At 46.9% G+C, this 23275-nt stretch carries 14 protein-coding genes; 10 read left to right on the top strand and 4 right to left on the bottom strand.

Going from position 1 to position 23275, the window contains the following annotated elements; translation table 11 throughout:
• From NTX75_02000 to NTX75_01970, 7 genes are all read left to right on the top strand, one after another.
• The coding region (locus tag NTX75_02000) for a calcium-binding protein (protein ID MCX5815001.1) at positions 1 to 1300 on the top strand (1300 nt) is incomplete at its 5' end.
• Positions 1301 to 1652: 352 nt separating this feature from the next.
• A complete protein-coding gene (locus tag NTX75_01995; protein ID MCX5815000.1) occupies positions 1653 to 7499 on the top strand; it encodes an MG2 domain-containing protein in 5847 nt (1948 codons plus the stop codon).
• 5 nt (positions 7500 to 7504) lie between these two features.
• Positions 7505 to 9625 (top strand): penicillin-binding protein 1C, encoded by a 2121-nt coding sequence (gene pbpC, locus NTX75_01990; GenBank protein MCX5814999.1) that lies wholly within the window; start codon positions 7505 to 7507, stop codon positions 9623 to 9625.
• 168 nt (positions 9626 to 9793) lie between these two features.
• The gene (locus NTX75_01985) at positions 9794 to 9943 is read left to right on the top strand and encodes a four helix bundle protein (GenBank protein MCX5814998.1); all 150 of its coding nucleotides are present in this window, start codon (positions 9794 to 9796) and stop codon (positions 9941 to 9943) included.
• A gap of 37 nt (positions 9944 to 9980) precedes the next feature.
• Positions 9981 to 11336: a TolC family protein gene (locus NTX75_01980; GenBank protein MCX5814997.1), complete on the top strand. Its 1356-nt coding sequence runs from the start codon at positions 9981 to 9983 to the stop codon at positions 11334 to 11336.
• Complete coding sequence (locus NTX75_01975; GenBank protein ID MCX5814996.1) at positions 11336 to 13438, top strand: type I secretion system permease/ATPase; 2103 nt, start codon at positions 11336 to 11338, stop codon at positions 13436 to 13438. Before NTX75_01980 ends, NTX75_01975 begins: the two co-directional genes overlap by 1 nt.
• Positions 13439 to 13511: 73 nt before the next feature.
• Positions 13512 to 14897: an HlyD family type I secretion periplasmic adaptor subunit gene (locus NTX75_01970; protein MCX5814995.1), complete on the top strand. Its 1386-nt coding sequence runs from the start codon at positions 13512 to 13514 to the stop codon at positions 14895 to 14897.
• 203 nt (positions 14898 to 15100) lie between these two features.
• On the opposite strand, the gene NTX75_01965 is transcribed toward NTX75_01970, so the two are convergent.
• From NTX75_01965 to NTX75_01955, 3 genes are read right to left on the bottom strand one after another with little or no spacing between them, the layout of a single operon-like run.
• On the bottom strand, positions 15101 to 17026 hold the full coding sequence (locus NTX75_01965) for a transglutaminaseTgpA domain-containing protein (GenBank protein ID MCX5814994.1): 1926 nt from the start codon (positions 17024 to 17026) through the stop codon (positions 15101 to 15103).
• Positions 17027 to 17043: 17 nt separating this feature from the next.
• Positions 17044 to 17877 carry a DUF58 domain-containing protein gene (locus tag NTX75_01960; protein MCX5814993.1) on the bottom strand — a complete coding sequence of 278 codons (834 nt, stop codon included), beginning with the start codon at positions 17875 to 17877 and terminating at the stop codon, positions 17044 to 17046.
• A gap of 35 nt (positions 17878 to 17912) precedes the next feature.
• Positions 17913 to 18845, bottom strand: a complete 933-nt coding sequence (locus NTX75_01955; protein MCX5814992.1) for a MoxR family ATPase — start codon at positions 18843 to 18845, stop codon at positions 17913 to 17915.
• Positions 18846 to 19069: 224 nt separating this feature from the next.
• Between NTX75_01955 and NTX75_01950 the strand changes: the two genes are divergently transcribed.
• Positions 19070 to 19906 (top strand): phosphatidylglycerol lysyltransferase domain-containing protein, encoded by an 837-nt coding sequence (locus NTX75_01950; GenBank protein MCX5814991.1) that lies wholly within the window; start codon positions 19070 to 19072, stop codon positions 19904 to 19906.
• Positions 19907 to 19925: 19 nt separating this feature from the next.
• Here the strand turns inward: NTX75_01950 and NTX75_01945 are convergent, their stop codons facing one another.
• Positions 19926 to 20579 carry a TIGR00730 family Rossman fold protein gene (locus tag NTX75_01945; GenBank protein MCX5814990.1) on the bottom strand — a complete coding sequence of 218 codons (654 nt, stop codon included), beginning with the start codon at positions 20577 to 20579 and terminating at the stop codon, positions 19926 to 19928.
• Positions 20580 to 20731: 152 nt separating this feature from the next.
• Between NTX75_01945 and NTX75_01940 the strand changes: the two genes are divergently transcribed.
• Together NTX75_01940 and NTX75_01935 are read left to right on the top strand one after the other, a co-directional pair.
• Positions 20732 to 21673 carry an ROK family protein gene (locus NTX75_01940; GenBank protein ID MCX5814989.1) on the top strand — a complete coding sequence of 314 codons (942 nt, stop codon included), beginning with the start codon at positions 20732 to 20734 and terminating at the stop codon, positions 21671 to 21673.
• Between the two features lie 106 nt (positions 21674 to 21779).
• Complete coding sequence (locus NTX75_01935) at positions 21780 to 23138, top strand: phosphomannomutase/phosphoglucomutase (GenBank protein ID MCX5814988.1); 1359 nt, start codon at positions 21780 to 21782, stop codon at positions 23136 to 23138.
• Positions 23139 to 23275 lie beyond the last annotated feature (137 nt).

Genomic DNA, 23275 nt, shown 5'->3' with positions numbered 1-23275 from the left:
TGGTGATGTTGTCATGGAAGCAGCAGACGAAGGCACCGATTCAGTCCGTTCTACCATCTCCTACACTCTGGGTGACAATGTTGAGAATCTGACCCTTACTGGTACCGATTCTATCGATGGTGCCGGCAATGCACTAAACAATACCATTTATGGTAACGCAGGCAACAACACCCTCATCGGCAATGACGGCAACGATTATTTGTCCAGTGATGGTGGTGATGACACCCTGTACGGTGGAATAGGTAATGACACTCTTATCGGTGGAACGGAAGCCGACATCATGATAGGCGGTATCGGCAATGACACTTACTACGTAGACAATCTGTCTGACACCGTCACTGAGCTTACTGACGAAGGAACGGATGCAATTCGCAGCTCTGTTACCTATACTCTGTCCGACAATGTAGAAACCTTAATTCTTACCGGTACAGACCCTATAAACGGTGCCGGCAATGATCTCAATAACACCATTTATGGCAACATTGCATCGAACATCCTTACCGGTAAAACAGGCAATGACTATATCAATGCAGGTGATGGCGACGATACCCTGTATGGAAGTGCCGGCAATGATACCTTGATCGGAGGTATGGGTGCGGATTCTATGATCGGCGGATTGGATAACGACACCTACTATGTGGACAATATGGGAGATGTGGTCACAGAAGCCACGGATGAAGGCACCGATTCAGTAAATTCTTCTGTGACCTTCACCATCTCGGATAATGTGGAAAATCTTACCCTTACTGGAACGGATGCGATTAACGGAACGGGAAATGATCTCGCCAATGTTATTAACGGGAACAATGGATCCAATATCCTCTCCGGCCTTGGAGGTAATGACACATTAACTGGCAAGGATGCAGATGATACCCTCATCGGCGGCATCGGGAATGATTCCCTCAGGGGAGGGACAGGAAGTGATACCTATACATTCTCTTCCGGTGACGGAAATGACACCATTTCGGATAATGGTTCAGACACACTCTTTCAGGACAGGGTATTGTTCTCAAATGATGTGCTGAAAGAGACTATAGCACTTTATCAGAAAGGCTCCAGCCTTTTTATTGGATATGGAGATAGCGATAAAATAACCGTATCGAGCCAGACCTCACCCGATTACGGTATCGAGAAGATAGAACTCGGCAATGGTCTCTTCCTCACCGACTCCGACATTAACCTTGTCATCCAGCAGATGACTGCCTTTGCAGGCAGCAGCGGCATCCAGCTTACGAGCGTTGACGATGTTAAGAAAAATCAGGAACTGATGGGGATGATCGTGAATGCATGGCACGGGTGAAAGGACAGTCGATAGTCGATGGTCATTAGTCGATAGTTCGGAAGAGAAAAGACAGAATGGGAGGGTGGAGCGGATAGGAAATAAGTAGCGTGGAGCGGATAACGTGGAGGGGAATATCGAACCAGTCCCCTCTCGGATGTGGGATGTAGGATGTGAAAATGGAGTTTCGTCCAAGCGAAGCGGACGTCCCAGCGAACGCATGCGAGCGGACTTCCTACGTGCTGCGGGCAAAGGGTCAAGGGGGAATAGCGTGGAGCGGATAGCGTGGAGCGGATAGGAAAAAGTAGCGCAGAGCTGACAGCGAACGTAAGTGAGCGGACTTTTTATGATAATTTCAATAAGAGGGGGTAATGTGTATAAAATAATCCTGACAGTCGTAATAACTTTTGCTTTATGTGTCAACTTTGCCTTTGCCGCCGACCGGGCGCACATCGAGATGTTTTCCCCGGAAGGTACGGTGAAGAGTGTACGGCAGGTAACAGCCAGGTTTTCGGAACAGATTGTCCCATTCGGCGACCCGCGTCTTGCTGATCCTTTTGACATCCGGTGTGTGGAGAATGGCAAGGGGCGCTGGATAGACGGAAAAACATGGTCCTATGATTTCGAAAGAGACATTCCTGCCGGGGTAATGTGCGACTTTACGCTGAAATCGGGCACAAAGACATTGAAAGGCGAAACCGTAGGCGGTCAGAATAAATTTTCCTTCAATACCGGCGGGCCTGCCATCAGGGATTCGAGACCCCGTGAAGGCGATACCCGGATCAACCAGGATCAGGTATTTCTTCTTCTGCTTGATGCGGAAGCAGACGAATCGTCCATCATGAAGAACGTCTATTGCTCTGTAGAAGGCATAAAGGAACAGGTAGGCATAAAGCTGATCAAGGGAGAAGAAAAGGATTCCCTCTTTAAAACGACACGGTTCGGAGATAAAGCCGGGGCAAGGGTGGCCCTGCAGTGCAGACAGACCTTTCCGTCCAACGCGGCGGTAAAGATCGTCTGGGGAAAAGGGGTGAAGACCATCGGCGGCACAGCTACCACCGAAGACCAGACGCTCGCATTCAAGGCGCGGCCTCCTTTTACTGCCGAGTTCCGGTGCATGAGGGAAAAACCCAGTGCACAATGCATGCCGTTTAGCCCGATGAAACTGATATTCTCTGCACCGGTGAAATGGGAATTGGCGAAGCAGATTACCCTGAAGAGTGAAAAGGGTAAGGTGTGGGCAGCAAAGACACGTGAGGGGGGAGATCCGGACAATGTACATTTCATCTTATTTGAAGGTCCCTTTCCTGAGCTTACTGCCTTCACCATACATCTGCCAGGCAATATGAAGGATGATTCGAACAGACCACTTAAAAACCAGGAAAAATTTCCCCTGGAAGTTCGAACCTATTCCTATCCTCCTCTGGCCAAATTCCCGTCCACCTTTGGTGTCATTGAACTGAACGAAGGCGCTATACTTCCATTGACCGTAAGGAACGTCGAATCTGAGATCAGCGCCTGGATGTCGAAAACAGTTGATGACCGCGGATCCATGAAAAGCAAGGTAAAAGAATCGTTCCTCGACAAAGCGGTAAAGGCCGGAGAGTTTATGAAGTCTGTCCTGCCCGGGGTAGCAAAAGAAGCTGCCGATGATACGGTGCATAACCTGAAGGGCAGATTGCACCGGGTTCAGATGAACAGAGAGGCGGCAGTTATTGATCTGATGGGCGCTGTTGAACGTGCTGAAAGGGATAAACCTGTGTTGAAGAACAGGGAGCAGAGCGCACAGAAGTTTTCAATTCCGAAACCGGGAGGCACCCGGGAATTTGAGGTAATAGGCATTCCGCTGAAAGAGGCTGGATTTTATGTGGTGGAGCTGGAAAGCGAAATCCTGGGCTCACGCCTTCTCGGCCGGAAAGCGCCCATGTATGTTCCTGCGGCGGCTCTTGTTACCAATATGCTGGCGCATTTCGAATGGGGGAAGGAATCGTCTGTGGTCTGGGTTACATCCCTCGACAAGGGGCAGCCGATGAAGGACGCATCGGTTTCGGTGCATGACTGTTCGGGATTTATCATGTGGCAGGGAAAGACCGATGCCGACGGAATTGCGAAGATAGATGCAAATCTGGCTGCAACGAAACATACAGTGTCCTGTTCCGGGGATTATTCCCGTTATAAGGAAGGTCTGTTTGTTTTTGCAAAAATCGATAAGGATATGACTTTTACCCACTCAAGCTGGAATCAGGGCATTGAGCCCTGGAGGTACAATCTTCAGCAGGCGGATTTCGGGAATGCCGATGCAGTCATGGCCCACACCGTCTTTGACCGCACGCTCTTTCGGGCAGGTGAGACGGTCCACATGAAGCACTTCATAAGGCAGCACACCATGAAGGGCATATCGCTCATTCCTGAGGCACTGAGGCCGGATGAGATGATCATTGAGCACATGGGCAGCGATGAAAAGTATACATTTGCGTTAAGATGGCAGTCAAACGGGACCTCCGAGGCGGTATGGAAAATCCCTGCCAATGCCAAACTGGGTACCTACAATGTAATCCTTTCAAAACGCGAAGGACAGGCAGACGGCAAGCAGGAAAAAACACGCGGACACAGGCGCAGGTATGGACGGCAAGGGCCGAATAAATCCTGGAATTCAGGCTCCTTCAGGATTGAAGCATTCCGCATCCCTCTGGCAAAGGGTATTATTCAGGGACCAAAAGAACCGCTGGTGAATGCGAAGGCGGCAGAAATCGATGTATCGGTGAGCTATCTGTCCGGCGGAGGGGCATCCAATCTCCCCGTGAAAGTAAGAACGGAGATTCAGCGGCATCCGATTTTGCTGCCTGATTACGAAGGGTTTATTTTTGCAAACGGACCGGTGAAGGAGGGCATCCAGAAGGCGGTACGCTTTGATGACTCGGACGAGGACGATCAGCCGCCTGAAGACGGCACTGCGCAGGAGAAGAAAGTAAAGCAGCAGACCCTGGATGTAACGCTCGATAGAACAGGTACTGCGCGTGCAAAACTCCTGGAACTGCCATCTGTTGATGTGCCCAAAGACATCCTGACGGAACTGGAATTCATGGATCCCAACGGGGAGGTACAGACAGTATCGGCAAAAATCCCGTTGTATCCGTCACGCCTGTTTGTGGGTATTGAAGCGAACTATAATGCGGTGACAACCCAGGAGGATATGCTCAAGTATAAAGTCATAGCGATAGACCTGAAGGGCAATCCGGTACCCGGCGCACCAATCACAGTAAACATCTTTGAAAGAAAGAACTATTCCCACAGACGGCGTGTAACCGGAGGGTTTTATGCTTATGAAAACCTGACGGAGATCAAAAAGATAGGGGCACACTGCAGCGGGAAGACGGACAGCAAAGGTATCCTGACCTGCGAGGGGAAACCGCCCATGAAGGGAACCATTATCCTTCAGGCCGAAACTACGGACAATGCAGGCAACCTTTCCGCTGTTCACTACGATATGTGGATCGCAGGTAAGCATGACGACTGGTTTGAAGCACGAAACGATGACCGCATGGACCTCATCCCGGACAAGAAACAGTATGAGGCCGGTGAAACGGCAAAGTTTCAGGTGAAAATGCCTTTTCAGACGGGCACTGCCCTTGTCACCGTTGAGCGGGAGGGCGTCATGGATGTGTTTGTGAGAAAACTCTCCAGGAAGAACCCTGTTATAGAAGTGCCTGTTAAAAGAAATTATTCCCCCAATATATTTGTATCGGCCCTTGTGGTAAGGGGCAGGGTGGCGGGCACGAAACCGACGGCCTTCTTTGATCCGGGCAAACCCGCTTACAAGCTCGGCATATCTGAAATCAAAGTGGGATGGAAGCCCCATGAACTGAAGGTGAAGGTTGCTCCGTCCAAAAAGATATATAAGGTCCGCGAAGAGGTGAATGCGAAAATAACGGTTTTGACTGCTTACGGGAATGCGCCGCCCAAGGGAAGCGAGGTTACCGTGGCTGTTGTGGATGAAGGACTCCTTGAACTCAAACCTAACGACAGTTGGAAGCTCCTTGAGGCCATGATGGGAAGAAGACCCTATGAAGTGCAGACGTCTACGGCTCAGATGATGGTAGTAGGGAAGAGACATTTTGGCCGCAAAGCCTTACCTCACGGTGGAGGCGGAGGGCGTCACCTTACGAGAGAGCTTTTTGACAGTCTTGTGTACTGGAAAGCCACGGTTGTTCTCAACGAAAAGGGCGAGGCATCAATAAGCTTCCCCCTTAACGATTCTCTTACCTCTTTCAGGATTGTGGCCGTAGCCAACGGCGGAAGCACAGGCACCGGCGGAGGCGGCAGCGGTCTTTTCGGCGCCGGCAGCGAGAGTATCAGGACTACCCAGGATTTGTCGATATTTTCAGGAATTCCGCCATTGGTGCGGGAAGGAGACAAATTTACTGCAGGAACGACGGTGAGAAACACATCCCTGAGGGATATGGTTGTTGAGGCAACGATGAGCGTGTACGACGGAAAAGAGAAAAAAGAGATGCAGCCCGTGAAGGAAACGATCAAAGCTGGCGAAGCAAAGGAGTTCAAGTGGGGTATAACGGTCCCCTATGGACCGGAAAAACTCGAATACGAGACGGCGGCAAAAGAAGCGGGCGGCAATGCTTATGACAGGATTAAGGTCTCGCAGAAGGTGATAAAGGCGATTCCCGTGAGGACTTTCCAGGCTACGCTGACCCAGGTTAAGGATGTGTTTCAGGTGACAGTTGAAAAGCCTGACGATGCCGTACCGGGCAGAGGCGGCGTCAATCTTCTCCTGAGGCCCAAACTTTCGGAAGGGTTAAACGGGGTCAGGGAATACATGAAGGAATACCCTTACACCTGTCTTGAACAGAAGACGTCCAGGGCCGTTGCACTCAGGGACAAAGAGGCGTGGGCGGGCATCACGGCAGAATTGCCTGCATACCTCGATTCGGACGGCCTTGCCAAATTTTTTCCTCTGATGCTGTATGGAAGCGACATATTGACGTCCTATATGCTTTCTGTCAGCCATGAGTCGGGATATGCCATTCCTGACGATTTGAGAGAGCGCATGACGGAGGGGCTGAAAGGTTTTGTAGAAGGGAGGGTGATACGCTGGTCCTCACTGCCCACAGCCGATCTCTCTATCAGAAAGATGGCAGCCGTAGAGGCCCTTTCACGATACGGGCTGGCCGACAGCAAGCTCCTTGCATCCATAACGATTGAACCAAACCTGTGGCCCACTTCTGCTGTGTTGGACTGGACAAATGTCCTTATGAGGACAGGCGATATACCCGACCAGAAGAGAAAGCTGAAAGAGGCAGTCCAGATACTCCGTTCGAGGCTCAACCTCCAGGGGACAACCATGGGATTTTCCACCGAGGACAAGGACAACTTGTGGTGGCTCATGACAACTCCCGATCTGAATGCGGCAAAGATACTGCTTACCGCCATTGCACTGGATGACTGGAAGGAAGATATACCACGGGTCGCAAGGGGCTCACTGGGACGCATGAAAAAAGGTCATTGGGACACGACGCTTGCCAATGCGTGGGGAGTGCTTGCCACAGAGAAATTCTCAAAGATCTATGAGTCGGTGCCGGTAACCGGGACAACTATCGCAACCCTCGGCAAACAAACGGAAGTGACAGACTGGGGCAAGTCGCAGCGGGGAAGGGCAGATATATCGTTTGCCTGGCCCAAGGGCAGAGAGACGCTGAATGTTACCCAGAAAGGCACCGGAGCCCCCTGGGCAACAGTCCGGAGTATGGCCGCAATTCCCTTGAAGGAGCCTTTTTCCAGCGGATATAGGATCAAAAAGACTTTAACGGCAGTGGACCGGAAGGACAAAGGGGTCTGGAGCAGGGGCGATGTGGTGCGTGTGAATCTTGAAATTGAAGCGCAGTCCGATATGACCTGGGTTGTTGTAAGCGATCCTATCCCGGCAGGTTCCATGATCCTTGGAAGCGGGCTTGGCAGGGATTCGGCCATATTGACAGGCAGCGAGGCCGGTAGAATGGGACGTACCTGGGAGGCATTCCGTGAACGCACATTTGAAGCTCTCAGGGTCTACTACGAATTTGTGCCCAAGGGGAAATGGACCGTTGAATATACGCTGAGGCTTAACAATGAAGGCCTTTTCCAGCTTCCGGAAACGAGGGTTGAAGCCCTCTATTCGCCGGAGATGTTCGGTGAGATTCCGAACAAAAGAGTTGAGATCAAACCTTGAAAACTATGTGGTTGAAAGGTGTATTGTGGTCGGGGATTTGCCTGGCGGTTATCATGGTCGCGGGAGCGCTCTTGCTTGCAAAGGGTGCAGGATCTCAAAGGCCGCCTTCGTATGAAACAGTGAAGCATTCCTACGAGCAATCCGATGCATTGCTCCTCGACAGACATGGCGAGGTAATCCATCAGATAAGGGTTGATGAAAAGGGCAGACGACTTGAGTGGGCCTCCCTGAACAGCGTATCGCCGGCCTTCACCGGGGCGGTACTCTTCGTCGAAGACAAGCGTTTTTACCAACACCATGGCGTAGACTGGTTTGCCATGGGCGCCTCGGTGCTGAAAAACCTCGGACCAAAAAGATTGAGGGGTGCAAGCACTATTACCATGCAGCTTGCAGCCGCCCTTGATAAGCGGTTGAAGCCCAAGGGCGCCAGACGGGGGATCAGGCAGAAATGGCAGCAGATATGTGCTGCCATCGCCATAGAAAAACAGTGGTCAAAGGAACAGATACTCGAAGCTTACATCAATCTGATTTCCTACAGGGGAGAGCTTCAGGGCATCACTGCCGCATCACGGGGTCTTTTTCACAAGGAACCGGGCGGTCTCAATGACGAGGAATCATTCATACTCGCCGCTTTGATTACCTCACCCAATGCCCCCATGCACAGTGTGATCAAAAAGGCCTGTGCCTATGAGAAGTCATCAAAGGGGACGGTATGTGAGTCCACTGAGAACCGCTTTGCAGAGATGTATTCCATAAAGCCCGTCGCTTCCCTTGCCCCTCATGTCGCTTACAGACTGCTCAAGGGCGAGAAGGGAAAGATTGTATCAACAATCGATGGAAAACTGCAGCGGTACGTAAGTGAGACATTACGACACTATCTGGCACAATTGAAAACAGGCAATGTCTCCGATGGCGCCGTACTGGTAGTTCATAACAGAACAGGTGAGATCCTTGCCTATGTCGGCAACAGCGGCCCTTCATCAAGCGCTCCCCATGTGGATGGCATACAGGCAAGAAGACAGGCAGGTTCAACACTGAAGCCCTTCCTCTACGGGCTTGCCATTGAAAAGGGGCTCCTTACCCCGGCCTCTCTCCTGGAAGATTCGCCGCTCCATGTTACAACCCCTACCGGGCTCTATGTCCCGCAAAACTATGATAATACCTTCAGGGGCAGCGTGAGCGTCAGAACAGCCCTCTCTGCATCGCTGAATGTTCCTGCTGTGAGGACATTGCTTCTTGTGGGGCTTGTGCCCTTCGTGGAGAGGCTTAAACGTACCGGTTTTGAAAGTCTTACCGAAGAGGCGGAATATTACGGATATTCCATTGCCCTCGGTTCAGCGGACATTACCCTTTTCGAACTCGTGAACGCATACAGAACGCTGGCCAACAAGGGGATGTGGAGCGAACCGAAATTGACCATGGACGGGAAGACGAAAAAGCCGGCAAAGGTTTTCAACACGGATACGGCTTTTGTCATCTCCCACATCCTGTCGGACAGGGAGGCGCGAAGCGCCACATTTGGTCTTGAAAACCCCCTGTCAACACGGTTCTGGACGGCGGTGAAGACCGGAACGAGCAAAGATATGCGGGATAACTGGTGTGTAGGATATTCGGATATATATACTGTCGGTGTCTGGGTGGGGAACTTCTCCGGAGAGCCCATGAGGAACGTGAGCGGCATAACAGGCGCTGCGCCTGTATGGCTGGAAGTTATGAACTACCTCCATGACGCGATTCCTTCAACTCCTCCGAAACCGCCTTCAGGTGTTGTGTTAGCCACGCTTTCCTACCACCATGACATCGAACCCTCCCGGCAGGAGTATTTCTTGAAAGACACCGAACCTCGTTACCCGGTCAGGATAAATACGCTTCACCAGAAACCTGGGATTGTATACCCGGCAGACGAGACCCTCGTTGCCCTTGACCCTGAAATACCGGAAGAACTTCAGCGCGTCCCCTTCAGATTTCAACCTGAATCACACCGGTATGAATGGGTGCTGAATAAGGCAAAGACAGGTCATTCCGATCACTTGTTTTTGTGGAAACCGGAACGGGGCAAGTATGAGTTATGCATTGTGGACAGGGAGGACCGCATCGTTGACTCGGTGGAGTTTGTGGTGAGGTAAAGGACAGCGTAGAGCGGATAGCCGATAGGAAGAGCAGAGAATAGCGTAGAGCGTATAGCGTATAGCGTGGAGCGTTTAGACAGAACAGCAGAAAAGGAGAACAGGATTGGATGCTATCTATTTTCCCCTATACGCTATGCGCTATACGTTAATAAGAGAGGTGGTTCAATGAAAACGAGAGGCTTTAAAGACTTGATTGTTTGGCAGAAAGCATTTCAATTGGTCAGGGCAATCTACACTGTTACGAAGTCATTCCCTGCCAGTGAGATATACGGCCTATCCCAGCAGATGAGGCGGGCGGCATGCTCTACACAATGATAAACCAAAAGCAGTCGTAAAGGATGTGAGATCGATCATGATAAGACCCCTTCTATACGCTATCCGCTATACGCTATCCGCTATTTCTCGCTGTACGCTATACGCCCTATCATTGTTAATAGTGTTCCCTCAGCCAGCGCTCCCGGCCCAAACACTGGATTTCGAGAGCGTGGTGGAGGAGGCCTTGAAGAACGCCCATGATGTGAGGATTTCCGGGCTCGACATTCAAATCAGCACATCGGCCAGGAAGAAGGCATATTCCCTGTACTATCCTACGCTGAGCGCGAAATGGAATTCTGAATATGTGAAGGACTTGACAGGTGGCACTGCCCAGCAGGTGACTGCAGTAGGGAACACGGTTGTTGTTGAGAATACCATGTACCAGAGCCTGCTTTCTGTTGCCGCATCGTATAACCTTTTCGATTTCGGTTCAACCGGCAAAAAGGTGCTTATCGCCAACAAGGATGTGGATGTTAAAAGGACAATCCACAACCAGTCTATAAGAGATATAAAGCTCAAAGTCCTGAGTCTTTATTCCGATATGCTGATCAGCTTCAAGGAGTTTGAATCAAAGAAGGAACTGCTTGCACTTTACAAGGAGCTTTCACTGACGAAGGAGCGGCTCTTTAATGCTGGCACCATATCGAAACTGGAAATGGTTGATGAGGCCTTAAAGGTTGTCAAAACGGTTGATGCCATTGAAAACCTGAAGCTGAAGGTGAAAACGCTCCTCCAGGATATTTCCTTTTACACGGGGGATAAGTATGATGCAGAAGGTCTTTTTGTTTCAGATTTCGCCGGTTACGATGAAGATTTTCGCGGCGATTTTAATGCGGAAAAATCCCCTGAGGCGAAGATATATAATCTTGAGATCGAAAAGAAGAAGGCGGAACTGGAAGTATTGAAAAATGACCAGCTGCCGCAATTCGGGCTCTATTCGAGCTATATGCTTTACGGGAGCGACCTGAACCGGTATGGCGACGCAGTGACGTCTATCAAGCCGAGGAATTACTTTGTGGGCATCTCTGCCACATGGCCTCTGTTTGAAGGTTTTAAGACCACTGCGGACATGGAAAAGGCGACCCTTGAAATTGAAAGGCTGAAGACCGAAAAGAATAAAAAGCTCGCTGAGCTTACAAGCAGGTATAACAAAACGGATGAAGCGAGGCGCACCTATACCGGCGGCATCGAAAATCAGAAAGAGATGGTGACGAAGGTTCAGGCAAACCTGTCCATGTCTGAGAGACTTGTGGAACAGAAGGTGACAGAGTGGGTGGATTTCCTCAACCGGAAGGCGGAGCTGGTGAACCAGAGGTTTGAGCTGGCAAAGGCGATTGTTACAAGGGTGTCTGCCGTTAAGGAACTCAATATACTCGCGGAGGAAGTGCGCTGATGCAGACTGCACTCGTGTGCCTTGAACTTATAGCCAGGATAAACCAGATTAACGTGGATTTGCGGACAGTGACGAGAGAATACGGCATTACCGACGGAGAGATCCCCAAAGAACAGCTCCTCCTCATTGCTAAGAATCTTGGGTTCAAGGCGCGGATAAAAAGGATGGGCCCTGTTGAACTGCTTGAGAAATATCCGGCTCCTGCCATCGTGTTATTCAAGGACGAAACCTTCGGCGTACTCCTCAAGACAAATCATGAGGATGGGAAAACCCTTGTATTCTTGCCGAAAGAGATGGCCGCAAAGGCGATCACAACCGATGAGCTTGATTCCCTGTCGAGCGGGGAGTATGTAGTATTCAAGCACATGATGATCTCCAGCCAGGCAGCATTCGGGTTCCGGTGGTTTTACAACGAGATTCTCCATTACAAGAACGTCATAGGCGAGGTTTTTACCGGCTCCTTTGTTGTCCAGCTTTTCGGGCTTGTAACCCCGCTTTTTACGCAGGTGATCCTCGACAAGGTGATCGTCCACCGGAGTATGACCACCCTGGATGTCCTTGCCGTTGCCTTCATCGCTGTTGCCATTTTTGAATTTCTCCTGAATATGTCACGGAATTATATCTTCATCCACACGGCCAACAAGATCGATGCAAAGCTGGGGGCAAAGCTGTTTAAACACCTCTTTTCGCTCCCCTTTGTCTATTTCGAATCGAGGAAGGTGGGCAACATTGTAGCACGGGTGAGGGAACTCGATAATATCAGGGAATTCATTACGAACAAATCTGTCTCCGTGATCATCGACCTCTTCTTCTCCCTTGTGTTTGTGGTCGTCATGTTTCTCTACAGCGTCACGTTGACCCTTGTTTTTATTGCTTTTGTATGCGTTGTGGGAACTCTCTACGTTACTGTCACGCCAGAATTGAGGCGGAGGCTTGAATATAAGTTCCAGATGGCGGCCCAATCCAATTCCTATCTCGTTGAGTCGGTGACAGGCATACAGACGGTAAAGTCTCTTGCGCTGGAAGGGTCGATGCAGAAGAAATGGGAAGAAAACCTGAGCAAGTACGTCAATTCGAGTTTCAAGCTGTCAAATATGTCCACTTTAGCAGGCGCATTCTCGGGCACATTCCAGAGGCTGATGACGATAACAGTACTTTATCTCGGGGTGAAACTTGTCATCGGCAATCAACTTACCATTGGCCAGTTAATTGCCTTTCAGATGTTTGCGGGGCAGTTCACAGGGCCCTTTCTGAGGCTTGTGAACCTCTGGAATGAATTCCAGCAGGCGCTCCTGTCGGTGGACCGGATTGGGGATATACTCAACAATCCCGTAGAACTGCGGTCGGGAAAGGATATTACGCTCCCGTCCCTTCAGGGTGCAATACGGTTTGAGAACGTGTCTTTCAGATATGCCATGGATGCGCCCAATGCCCTTGAGAATGTGAGCTTTACGGTAAGGCAGGGGATGAGTGTGGGGCTGGTGGGAAGGAGCGGATCAGGCAAAAGCACGATCACAAAATTAATCGACAGGCTCTATCTTAATAGCGAAGGGGCCATCTATATGGACGATATTGACATCAGGCATTTAAATCCTGTGTGGCTGCGCCTCAATATCGGCGTTGTGCTCCAGGAGGATTATCTGTTCAGTGGAACTATCAGGGAGAATATTGCGCTGCCGAGGCCGGATGCCCCCATGGAGCATATCATTGAAGCGGCATCGGTAGCAGGCGCCCATCAATTTATCGCAAAATTGCCACAGGGATACGACACGCTCGTGGGAGAGCGCGGCTCGACACTATCGGGCGGGCAGAAACAGCGGATAGCCATTGCCAGGGCCATTATTACAAACCCGAGGATCATCATTTTTGATGAAGCCACATCGTCCCTTGATTATGAATCGGAGAAGATTATCCAGCAGAATATCAGTAAAATCAAGGCAGGGCGAACCATGTTCATGGTGGCACACAGGCTCTCCACGGTAAAGGACTGTGATCTCATCGTGGCCCTCGACAGCGGGAAGGTTGTTGAGATGGGCAACCACGATGAACTTATGGCAAAAAAGGGATATTACCGGCATCTCTATGAACAGCAGGAAGGTTAGGAGGGGGGCAGGGTTATGAAATCAGGCATGAAAGACTGTTCAGTTGCCGAAAGAATGGCGGGGATGATATGCGATGACTGACAATAAAAACAAAACCAGGCTGTATATATCCGCTCTACGCTCTAAGCTATCCACTATCCGATTTACGCTAAACTTGGGGAAGGATGACGCCCATGAATTCAAGCCCACTATGGTTGAGATCGAGGAAAGGCCGGTCAATCCCCTGGGGCGGATCATCTTCTGGGTCATTATCGCGGCGATGGTATTCTTCACGGTGTGGATGTGCCTGGGCAAGGTGGACGTAGTCGTTTCTGCGCGGGGTCTTGTCATTCCCGATGGCGATGTGAAGATTATCCAGCCCCTCGACACAGGCGTTGTGAGCAGTATCCTTTGCAGGGAAGGGGATTTTGTGCGGAAAGGGCAGGTACTCATGGATATTGACCCGTCCATTACGGCGCCTGAGTTTGAATCGAAGGAAAAGACCCTCAGGCATCTGGAGCTTGAGAAGCATCGTATCGACGCGTCGCTGGGGAAAAAGGCCTTTGGTCCTGACGCTAAGAAATATGACAGGGAGTCTGTCAGGACACAGCGCGAGTTATATCAGTCGTCAGTAGCGGGTCTTGAAAAACAGATTGAGGCGAAGAAGGCCGAACTGAGGAAGACGGAAGAGGAGATAAATTCTACCGAAAAAGAGAGGCTTCACAACGAGGCCTTACTCGATATTGCGACGGAAAAGGAAAAACGGCTCAAGGGCGTTATCGACATTATATCGAGAAGCGAATACGAGAAGGCGCTGAATGATGTCCTGACATACGGCAATAATGTTGAGCAGGCGAAGGGCAGGATTGATCGGCTTGCCCAGCAGAAGAACCAGATACTGCATGAAATGGCGTACATCAATGAGAACTTCAAAACAACGTCGCTGAAGGAGTTTTCCGATAAGCACAAGCAGTCAACCGAGATAAAGGCGGAAATGGACAAGACGTCGTTTAGGAACGAAAAGCAGCGCATCTTGTCTCCCGTCGAAGGGTATGTTGCAAATCTCTTTGTGCATACCGTAGGGGGAGTCGTGACGCCTGCGCAGAAACTCATGGTGGTGGTACCCGCCGGAACGCACCTTGTCATGAAGACCACGGTTCTCAACAAGGACATAGGCTTTGTAAAAGACGGCATGCCCGTCCTCATAAAGATCGATACCTTCGATTTTCAGAAGTACGGAACACTGAACGGAACGGTGAGGAATGTATCGAAACATAGTACGGAGGACGAGAAGCTGGGGCCGGTGTATGAAGTTTTTATCAGCCCTCTTGAGACGCACATCATCGTTGAGGGCAATAAGACAGAAATATCCTCCGGCATGAGCCTGACGGCTGAAATAAAAGTCGGGAAGCGCCGCATCATAGAGTTCTTCATCTATCCCATCATCAAGTACCTCGATGAAGGGATAAAGGTCAGATAGAACCAAACGCTCGGCTATCAGACGACATCAGGGGTTGCCATTCACTCGATACCCCAGGCGCTGCTCTTGTTTCTCTTCAGACAGACAAAGCTGCTCATCTTGAAATTGATCGGGGTTTCTTCATGACAGTGTCCCTGTTGAATGCACTTCGTTTAAAAAGGCTTATTACGTTGAAACTTTAAACCTGCTGCGGGGTAGTTTATTCATTTTATTGATTGTATAAGGGATTTTAATTTTTTAATATCATCCGGGGAGAGTTGTTTGTCTTTAAAGTAAAGCTTTTCGAATTCCCTGACAAATGCATAAGAGGATTGTCTAATCTTCTCGTCAGGCATTTGCATAACAAACTCCTCAAGTCCCTGCGTTTTTGTTTTCTTATAGCCGTATTTGCCCACTGCTTTTTGAAATAAAGAAAGGATTTTATTTTCTTTGGAGTTATCAAACCTCACAGCAGCACGGATAGCGAACACAATTCCTGCTAAAGCGAGGACAATAACCAAATATTTTGCAATGTCAGCTTTGTTGAAGGAAAGCTTGAAGTTGGGCTTCTTAATGCCTGATTTTATTGAATAAAAAATTGAGAGTTGCTTTTCAAAATTATAGTTAATGACCGTTGCATACCAGTAATAGTTTACGGTGTCGAGTAAAACGCTCAGTCTGAAGAATATGTCCCCTTTCATAAGGGATGCAAAATGATCAAGTGTTGCAGGAGTCGGGTCCATACGAACCCATCCTTTTTCCCGGATATATGCTTCAACCCATACATGTGCATTTTTTTGAGGCACCAAGTAGTATCCACCCAGATCATTGTAGTAACCGCCCCTATACCCGCCTACAACCCTTGAAGGGATACCTGCAAGACGGAGCATTATGGTAAAAGCAGAGGCGAAGTATTCGCAATTGCCGAATTTAGAAAGAAAGAGAAAATCCTCGAGAGGATTTTTTGTGACTGGAAGGTTTTTAAGGGAATATTTATATGTGCCATCGTTCAGGAATGCATAAATAGATTGCATGTTTTTGGTTTCATCTTTGTGTATGGTGATACGTTTTACAAGCTTTGCAATCTCTGGAGATAAATTATCAGGCATCTGGAGATATTTGCTTTCTTCAATTTCACTTTCGCTGATCGTGTCAGTAATGATTGAAACAGCCTCGTATCTTATCCTTTTTTCGATGTAACCGGTTGAAACGAAAGTAAAATCATCATACTTCCTTGCACCTCTGTAAAAAATATAAACAGGTTTATCAAGCGCAAAAAGGTACCTGTTTTCATATGGTTCAAGATAGATAACCTGTCTGACGCTTCTCCCTTTTGATGGGGCAGGCAGGGACATTGAAGCCTTGTCTTTTGACGTACTCTTCCACGATGTACCGTCAAAATGATCAAGGACAATACCTCGCCAGTAGAGGGCATTATCATCTATTTTTTCCGTGTTGACCCTTAAAATGGCGCTTGAATCCTCCTGAATGTCAGAAACAACACCAAGCCTTACATTGTCCGTAAAACCTATTTTTGCCTTGTCGGCTCTGTTAAGGAAATGGAAGAGAGGGTACTGTGTGCGGGGGAGTATGACGAACATAAGAACGGCTACAGGTATGGCCACCAAAGGGATGTACATGGATTTGAGAACTATTTTTATTACAGTCTGCTTTGTGAAATAAAGGTTGGGGTCCTGCGAATAATAGGTAAGCAAAACAATGGAGGTTGTGAGAAGAAAAACGAGTATAAGGAGATACACGATGAAGGTTATATCAAGAGAAAGCAACCCGAGACCGGCAAGCAGAAAGAGGACAATTGCATAAATCTGCATATAATCTCTGAATTTCTTGTCTTCAATAAACTTGATTGCAAGCAGGATTAGCAGGGCTTCGATAATCTGTGTTACAAGATCGCCGAGCTTAAACCGGTAAAAAGAAAAGAATATGACCAGCAGTGAGAGTGAATTCAATACCCACCGCGGAATATAGAATTTCTTGCTGTATTCAAAATACAGGGAAAGGGAAAAGAGAGATAAAAAGGCAATATTAAAAAACAGATCAATATACCTGAATACAGCAAGAAACCCCAACATTCCAACAAGATAGGTTATGAGCTTGACGATGGTTTCAATACCCCAATATTTAAACACTATTCACCATTCACTATTCACTTTTTTTCGAACAGCGCCAGCCCTTTCAGCATACTTATCTTATGATTCCGCGAAGTCCCGGGTTCATATAACATGTCTTTTATTTTTAACCCTACAGGCATATTCTTTTTAAGGAGTTGAATAATAGAATAGGAGATGCAGGAAATCTTTTCTTCAGTGTCTTTTATGATTACCTTGTCAAAATCTATGGTAATGGGCTGATGTAAGAGTGATGAGAGCTCTTTTGTTTTTAATACACCCGTTTTCGCAGTTGCCTTCCAGTTGATATATTTTAACGGATCACCGTATACATATTCCCGTATGGAAACGATATCCGATTCAAAACCTATTTTATCGGAGGCCTTTTCACCTTTTAGCCTTCTCCCCTTTTCGTAAAGTGTGATAAGATCGCACTTTTTTAATTCGGGAAAAACAATGCAATTAAACGTGTTGTTAAGATGTCTGAATCTTGTAAAAAAATTGAAGGGGAATACGGAGCTTATGTACACATCTTTTATTGTATATTGACCTCTCTTACGAAAAGAAATGTTTATATATTTTGTTGTTTCACTTTTAACGTCTGCAAAAGGAAAAAGTATTGAATGCCCGTCAATATGGATTTTCAATAAAAACACCGGTAATAGCCTTTTCTTGTTTTTAAGTATTATTTTCAGGGGAAAATTATTTTTTGCATAGATTTCCTGAGGGAATTCCACTTCAACAGCAATTTTCGACAGGTTATTCTTACCGAAGAATCCGGAAATTCCCATGAAGCTGAGAAGGGCTGAAACGATGAGGTATATAAGATTATTGCCCGTATTGACCGCAGAGACACCCAGCAGTATTGTCAAAAGAATGTAGAGAAAACCTGCTTTTGTAATTTTTATTACGCCGGGGTGGGTATTGCCTCTATTAAAGATTTTACGATCTCCTTTTTATCGAGTGCCTCATATTCCTCTTTAAACAGGACCCGGTGCGGTATTGTGTACCCGGACAATTCTTTTATATCTTCGGGAATAACGAAATCCCTGCTGTGGAAATATGCATTTGCCTTTGCTGTGCTTATGAGGGTCAGCGCTCCGCGTGTTGAAAGTCCTGCCGTGAAGTACTCATTATTTCTTGTTGCCTCTATAATTGCAAGGGCATAGTCGAGAATCTTATCGGATACGTATACATTTTTTTCTATATCTGCATGAAGCTGGATGACCTCTTCCTTATTCATTACAGGTTCTATTGTATAAAGCTCTTCCCGTTTGCTCCCAAGTTTAAGGATTTCCTTCTCTGCATCACGGGAGGGATACCCGATGCTTATTTTCATCATAAATCTGTCGAGTTGCGACTCGGGGAGGGGAAATGTTCCGAACTGTTCAACGGGGTTCTGGGTGGCAATAACAGAAAACAGCCTTGGGAGTTTGTATGTTTTTCCCTCGATGGTTACCTGTTTTTCTCCCATAGCCTCCAAGAGTGCGCTTTGCGTTTTCGGTGTAGCCCTGTTTATTTCATCGCAGAGTACAATATTGTTAAAAATTGGTCCGGGGTGAAATTCGAACACCCCGGCGCTCTTGTTATAGATGGATAGTCCTGTAATATCGGTTGGAAGCAAATCGCTGGTACACTGGATCCTTCCAAATGTAAGACCAAGCGATCTGGCAATGCCGATGGCAAGGGTTGTTTTTCCAAGGCCCGGCAAATCCTCAATCAATAAATGGCCTCTCGAAAAAAAGGATACAAGAGAGAGTCTAAGTGGTACGTCCTTTCCCTGGAGGTAGTTTGAGAGGGATTTTATTATATGGTCGATTTTATGATTATTGATTTCCATTGTTTACATTTTACCATATTTTCTTTGTCCTGGCTTTATAAATAAGCGCTTACGCAGGCCAAGACCTGCGGCTACCTCACCAATATTTTACCTTTACCCTTGCATTTGAACTTTATTTGACAATGATATGAATTTCATATTCAATTATACAAATGTTCGAAGCCCCTGTATTTCCTTATTTTAGGCCCATTGAATTGGGCGACCGTGATATATTTCGGGATATTTTGAAACAGTACCATCCTGAAGTCTCCGAATACTCATTTACAAATCTTTTTATATGGCGCGAACATTATAAATTTCAGTGGGCTCTGTTCAAAGACTGGCTGATGATTGTCTGTCAGAACGGCCAGGATTCAATATACGCCATGCAACCGGTTGGCCCTGCATCAAGGTGTAATGCCGCCCTGAAGCTCCTTGAATGGCTGCGGGAGGAAATGAAGGTGGATGCGCCGCATATTGAAAGGGCAGATGAAAGACTTGTCTCGGAACTCGAAAGGGAAGGGCGCTGTACCATTGATGAGACAAGGGAACATTTCGATTATGTCTATTTAAAGAATGACCTTGCGCTACTTTCGGGAAACAAATACCGCTCAAAACGAAACCACATAAATCAATTGCTGCGTACCTATTCATTTATGTATGACCGCTTAATGCCTGAGCATATACAGGCCTGTCTTGAATTACAGGAAAAATGGTGTCAGTTAAGACGTTGTGAAGAAGATTTAAACCTGCTGGGTGAATGGGATGCAGTCCTTGAGGTACTTGCACATTTTGATACCCTCAAAGTAGAAGGCGGTGTCATTACCATTGAAGGAAAGGTTGTGGCGTTTACAATAGGTGAAATGCTGAACGATACAACTGCAGTTGTGCATATAGAAAAAGCAGATCCGGAAATTCCTGGATTATACCAGATCATTAATCAGCAATTCTGTGAAAAATTCGTGCAGGGTGCCATTTATGTGAACAGAGAGCAGGACCTCGGTTTACCCGGCCTCAGGGAAGCGAAAATGTCATATTATCCCCACCATTTCGTGAAAAAGTATTCAGTGGGATTAAAGTAATAAAATGGTAATATCTTTTTCAACGGAGGATGACGAATTTTTTGATGTAATCCACCACTTCTTCCGGTTCATCCATAATTTTAATAATCCCCATGTCCTCTCTTGAAATGTTGGACATTGGCAATAGTGTTGACTCAACCCAATCGATGAGGCCTTTCCAGTATGCTGAATCAACAAGAATAACGGGGAAGGGCTTGACCTTTTTTGTTTGAATCAGAGTAATGGCCTCAAAGCATTCATCAAGCGTACCGAATCCGCCAGGCATAATGATATAAGCCATGGCATATTTTAAAAACATGACTTTTCGTACAAAGAAATACCGGAAGCTTAACTTAACGTTTGTATAGGGATTGGGTTTCTGCTCAAATGGAAGTTCGATGTTTATTCCTACCGATTTTGCACCGGCTTCTTTGGCGCCCCTGTTTGCAGCCTCCATAACGCCGCCGCCGCCGCCGGTAATTACATTAAATCCGTTTTTGCCGAGGAGTTTTGCCAGCTTAAATGTCTTTTCATAAACGGGATCATTTTTTTGGCGCCGTGCGCTTCCGAAAATACTTACCGCAGGCTCGATATCAGCAAGATTTTCAAAACCCTCTACAAACTCTGCCATGATATGGAACAACCGCCATGTATCCTTAACGGTTATCTCGTCAATGACATATTGCTTTTCCATGTTGTTTCCCCTTTTTACCTTGAGATTTTACATATTCGCATATATTATTTAAGCATTAAAATGAGAACAGTTCAATATTCAAGGTTCAGTTTTCGGCTTTTAAGTTTTAAGGTTATTGCTAAAAGCTGACTGCTGAAAGCTAAGGGTCAATTATGCGGATTGGTATAGACATAGGCGGAACAAAAATTTTAGTCGGTGTTGTCGATGAGACGGGTAGCATCATTTATAAAATAAAGATACCAACAGATGCAAAGAACAGCTATATATGCGTCAGGGATGATATTGTAAATACAGTTGATAATGTTTTAAAGGAGTGTGGACTGCATAAAAAGGATATTGGAAGGATAGGTATCGCTTCAGCAGGTCAGATAGATAAAAAGACTCATAATGTTGTATTCTCCCCCAATCTTGGGTGGCATAATGTGCCATTAAAGCAGGATTTTGAAAAGATATTCGGAATAGAGACTTTTATTGAGAACGATGTTAATGCGGCAACCTATGGTGAGTGGAAATTTGGTTTAAACAGCGCCCCCGATGATGTGGTTGGTGTTTTTATCGGAACAGGTATTGGCGGCGGGCTCATTATAAACAGAAAATTATACAGAGGTTTTACAAATGTAGGCGGTGAACTTGGGCACATTACAGTCAACCCCTATGGCTATAAATGTAACTGTGGTAATCATGGCTGCCTTGAAGCATACTGTGGCGGATCATATATCGTGGGCAGGGTCCAGGAGAAAATAAAGAGTGGCTACAGAGGCAGGATATGGGATATAATTGGTGGCAATGTGGATATATTGCACACGGGCCATATTGAAGAAGCTTGTTTATCAGGGGATGAATTTTGTGTATATGCATGGCGTGAGGTCATTGAATATATGGGTGCTGCCATGGCAAGCATTGCGAATCTGATAAATCCTGAAGTAATTATACTTGGCGGCGGGGTGGTTTACGGAACACGCTATTTTGTTGACGATATAAGAGATGTTATGGAGAAAAGGGCCATGCCGGCATCTATCAGGGGTTTAAAGATAGAGAAGGCAAAACTCGGCGAAGACTCTGCAATCATGGGGGCAGTATTTACTGAAGCGTAGAGCGCAAGGGCCAGGGGCCGAGGGTTCAAGGGGTCAAGGGTTCAATGCGCCATGCACTTTGCGTTTTGCCAGACAGATGAGATAGACCAGAAGAGGAGGTTAGTTTATGAATAAGGAGATATTCAGAGAATATGACATTAGAGGGGGTGTTGAAAAAGACCTGACCGATGATGTTGTAAAAAATATTGCCAGGGCATTCGGGGCATATATGGCTGAGCGTGGAAAAAGGAATGCCTCAATAGGGAGAGATTGCAGACTTAGTTCGGATCATTACAGGGACCTCGTGGTGGAAGGTATGGTGGAAAGCGGGCTTGATGTGATTGACCTTGGCGTTGTCCCTTCGCCTCTATTTTACTATTCCCTTTTTAATCTTGAAGTGGATGGCGGGATCATGATAACGGGAAGCCACAACCCCGCTGACCAGAATGGTTTTAAGGTGGCATACGGAAAGGCAACGCTTTTTGGTGAAGAGATACAGTCCATACGAAAGCTTATTGAGGAAAAAAAGTTTGTTCATGGAGCGGGCTCTGTCAGGGAGTACAAGACGATTGTAGAAGATTATTACAATTTTTTAAGGAAAAATATTTCATTGAACAAAAGCTTTAATGTGGTTATTGATGCAGGGAATGGGACAGGAGGGGTTGTTGCTTTGCCTATAATGAAGGAGATGGGGCAGAATGTTACCGGGCTTTTCTGTGAAATGGACGGACGTTTCCCAAACCACCATCCGGACCCTACTGTGGAAAAAAATATTGTTACCCTGAGAAAAACAGTGCTCGATACAAAGGCAGACGTGGGGATAGGGTATGACGGTGATGCTGACAGGATCGGGGTTATCGATAACGAAGGGAACGTTATATGGGGTGATTATCTTATGATAATCTTTGCAAGAGATGTATTGAAACAACACAAAGGGGCAACTTTTGTTTCTGAGGTAAAGTGCTCAAAAAATCTCTATGAAGATGTGGAAAAACATGGCGGGTTTCCCATTATGTGGAAGGCAGGTCATTCCCTTATCAAGCAGAAGATGAAGGAAACAGGGGCACTCCTTGGCGGAGAAATGAGCGGTCATATCTTTTTTGCAGATAAATTTTTCGGGTACGATGATGCAATTTATGCTTCATTGCGGTTACTTGAAATTATGGGTAATGGTGACAGGCCCCTTTCCGAATATTTGAGAGATGTGCCGAAAATGTATTCTACACCTGAGATCAGGATTGATTGCCCTGATGATGTAAAATTTCATGTTGTCAAAGAACTGACTGAATATTATAAATCCAAATATAAAGTAATAGACATAGACGGAGTAAGGGTTGTTCTCGATGATGGATGGGGCCTTGTAAGGCCATCCAATACCGGACCTATCCTTGTCTTGCGATTTGAGGCAGTGAGCCAAAAGGCATTGGAAAGCATACAAAAAATGGTCATGGATGACCTGACCGGGATTATGAAGGAGTACATATAAGCAATTAGGAATTATGAATTAATAATTAAGAATTACAATCGGCAAGTTCGTAAAAAGTTAAAATCTTAGGGCTAAAACCTTTCAGAATGACAAGGTGGATTTTTTGCGAGACCATAGAATTCTCCATTTTTAATTCT

The organism is Pseudomonadota bacterium, from assembly GCA_026388315.1.
Taxonomy (GTDB): Bacteria; Desulfobacterota; Syntrophorhabdia; order Syntrophorhabdales; family Syntrophorhabdaceae; genus MWEV01.
Note: the sequence above shows the minus strand (reverse complement) of the source record. Positions and strands in the feature narration are given on the sequence as shown.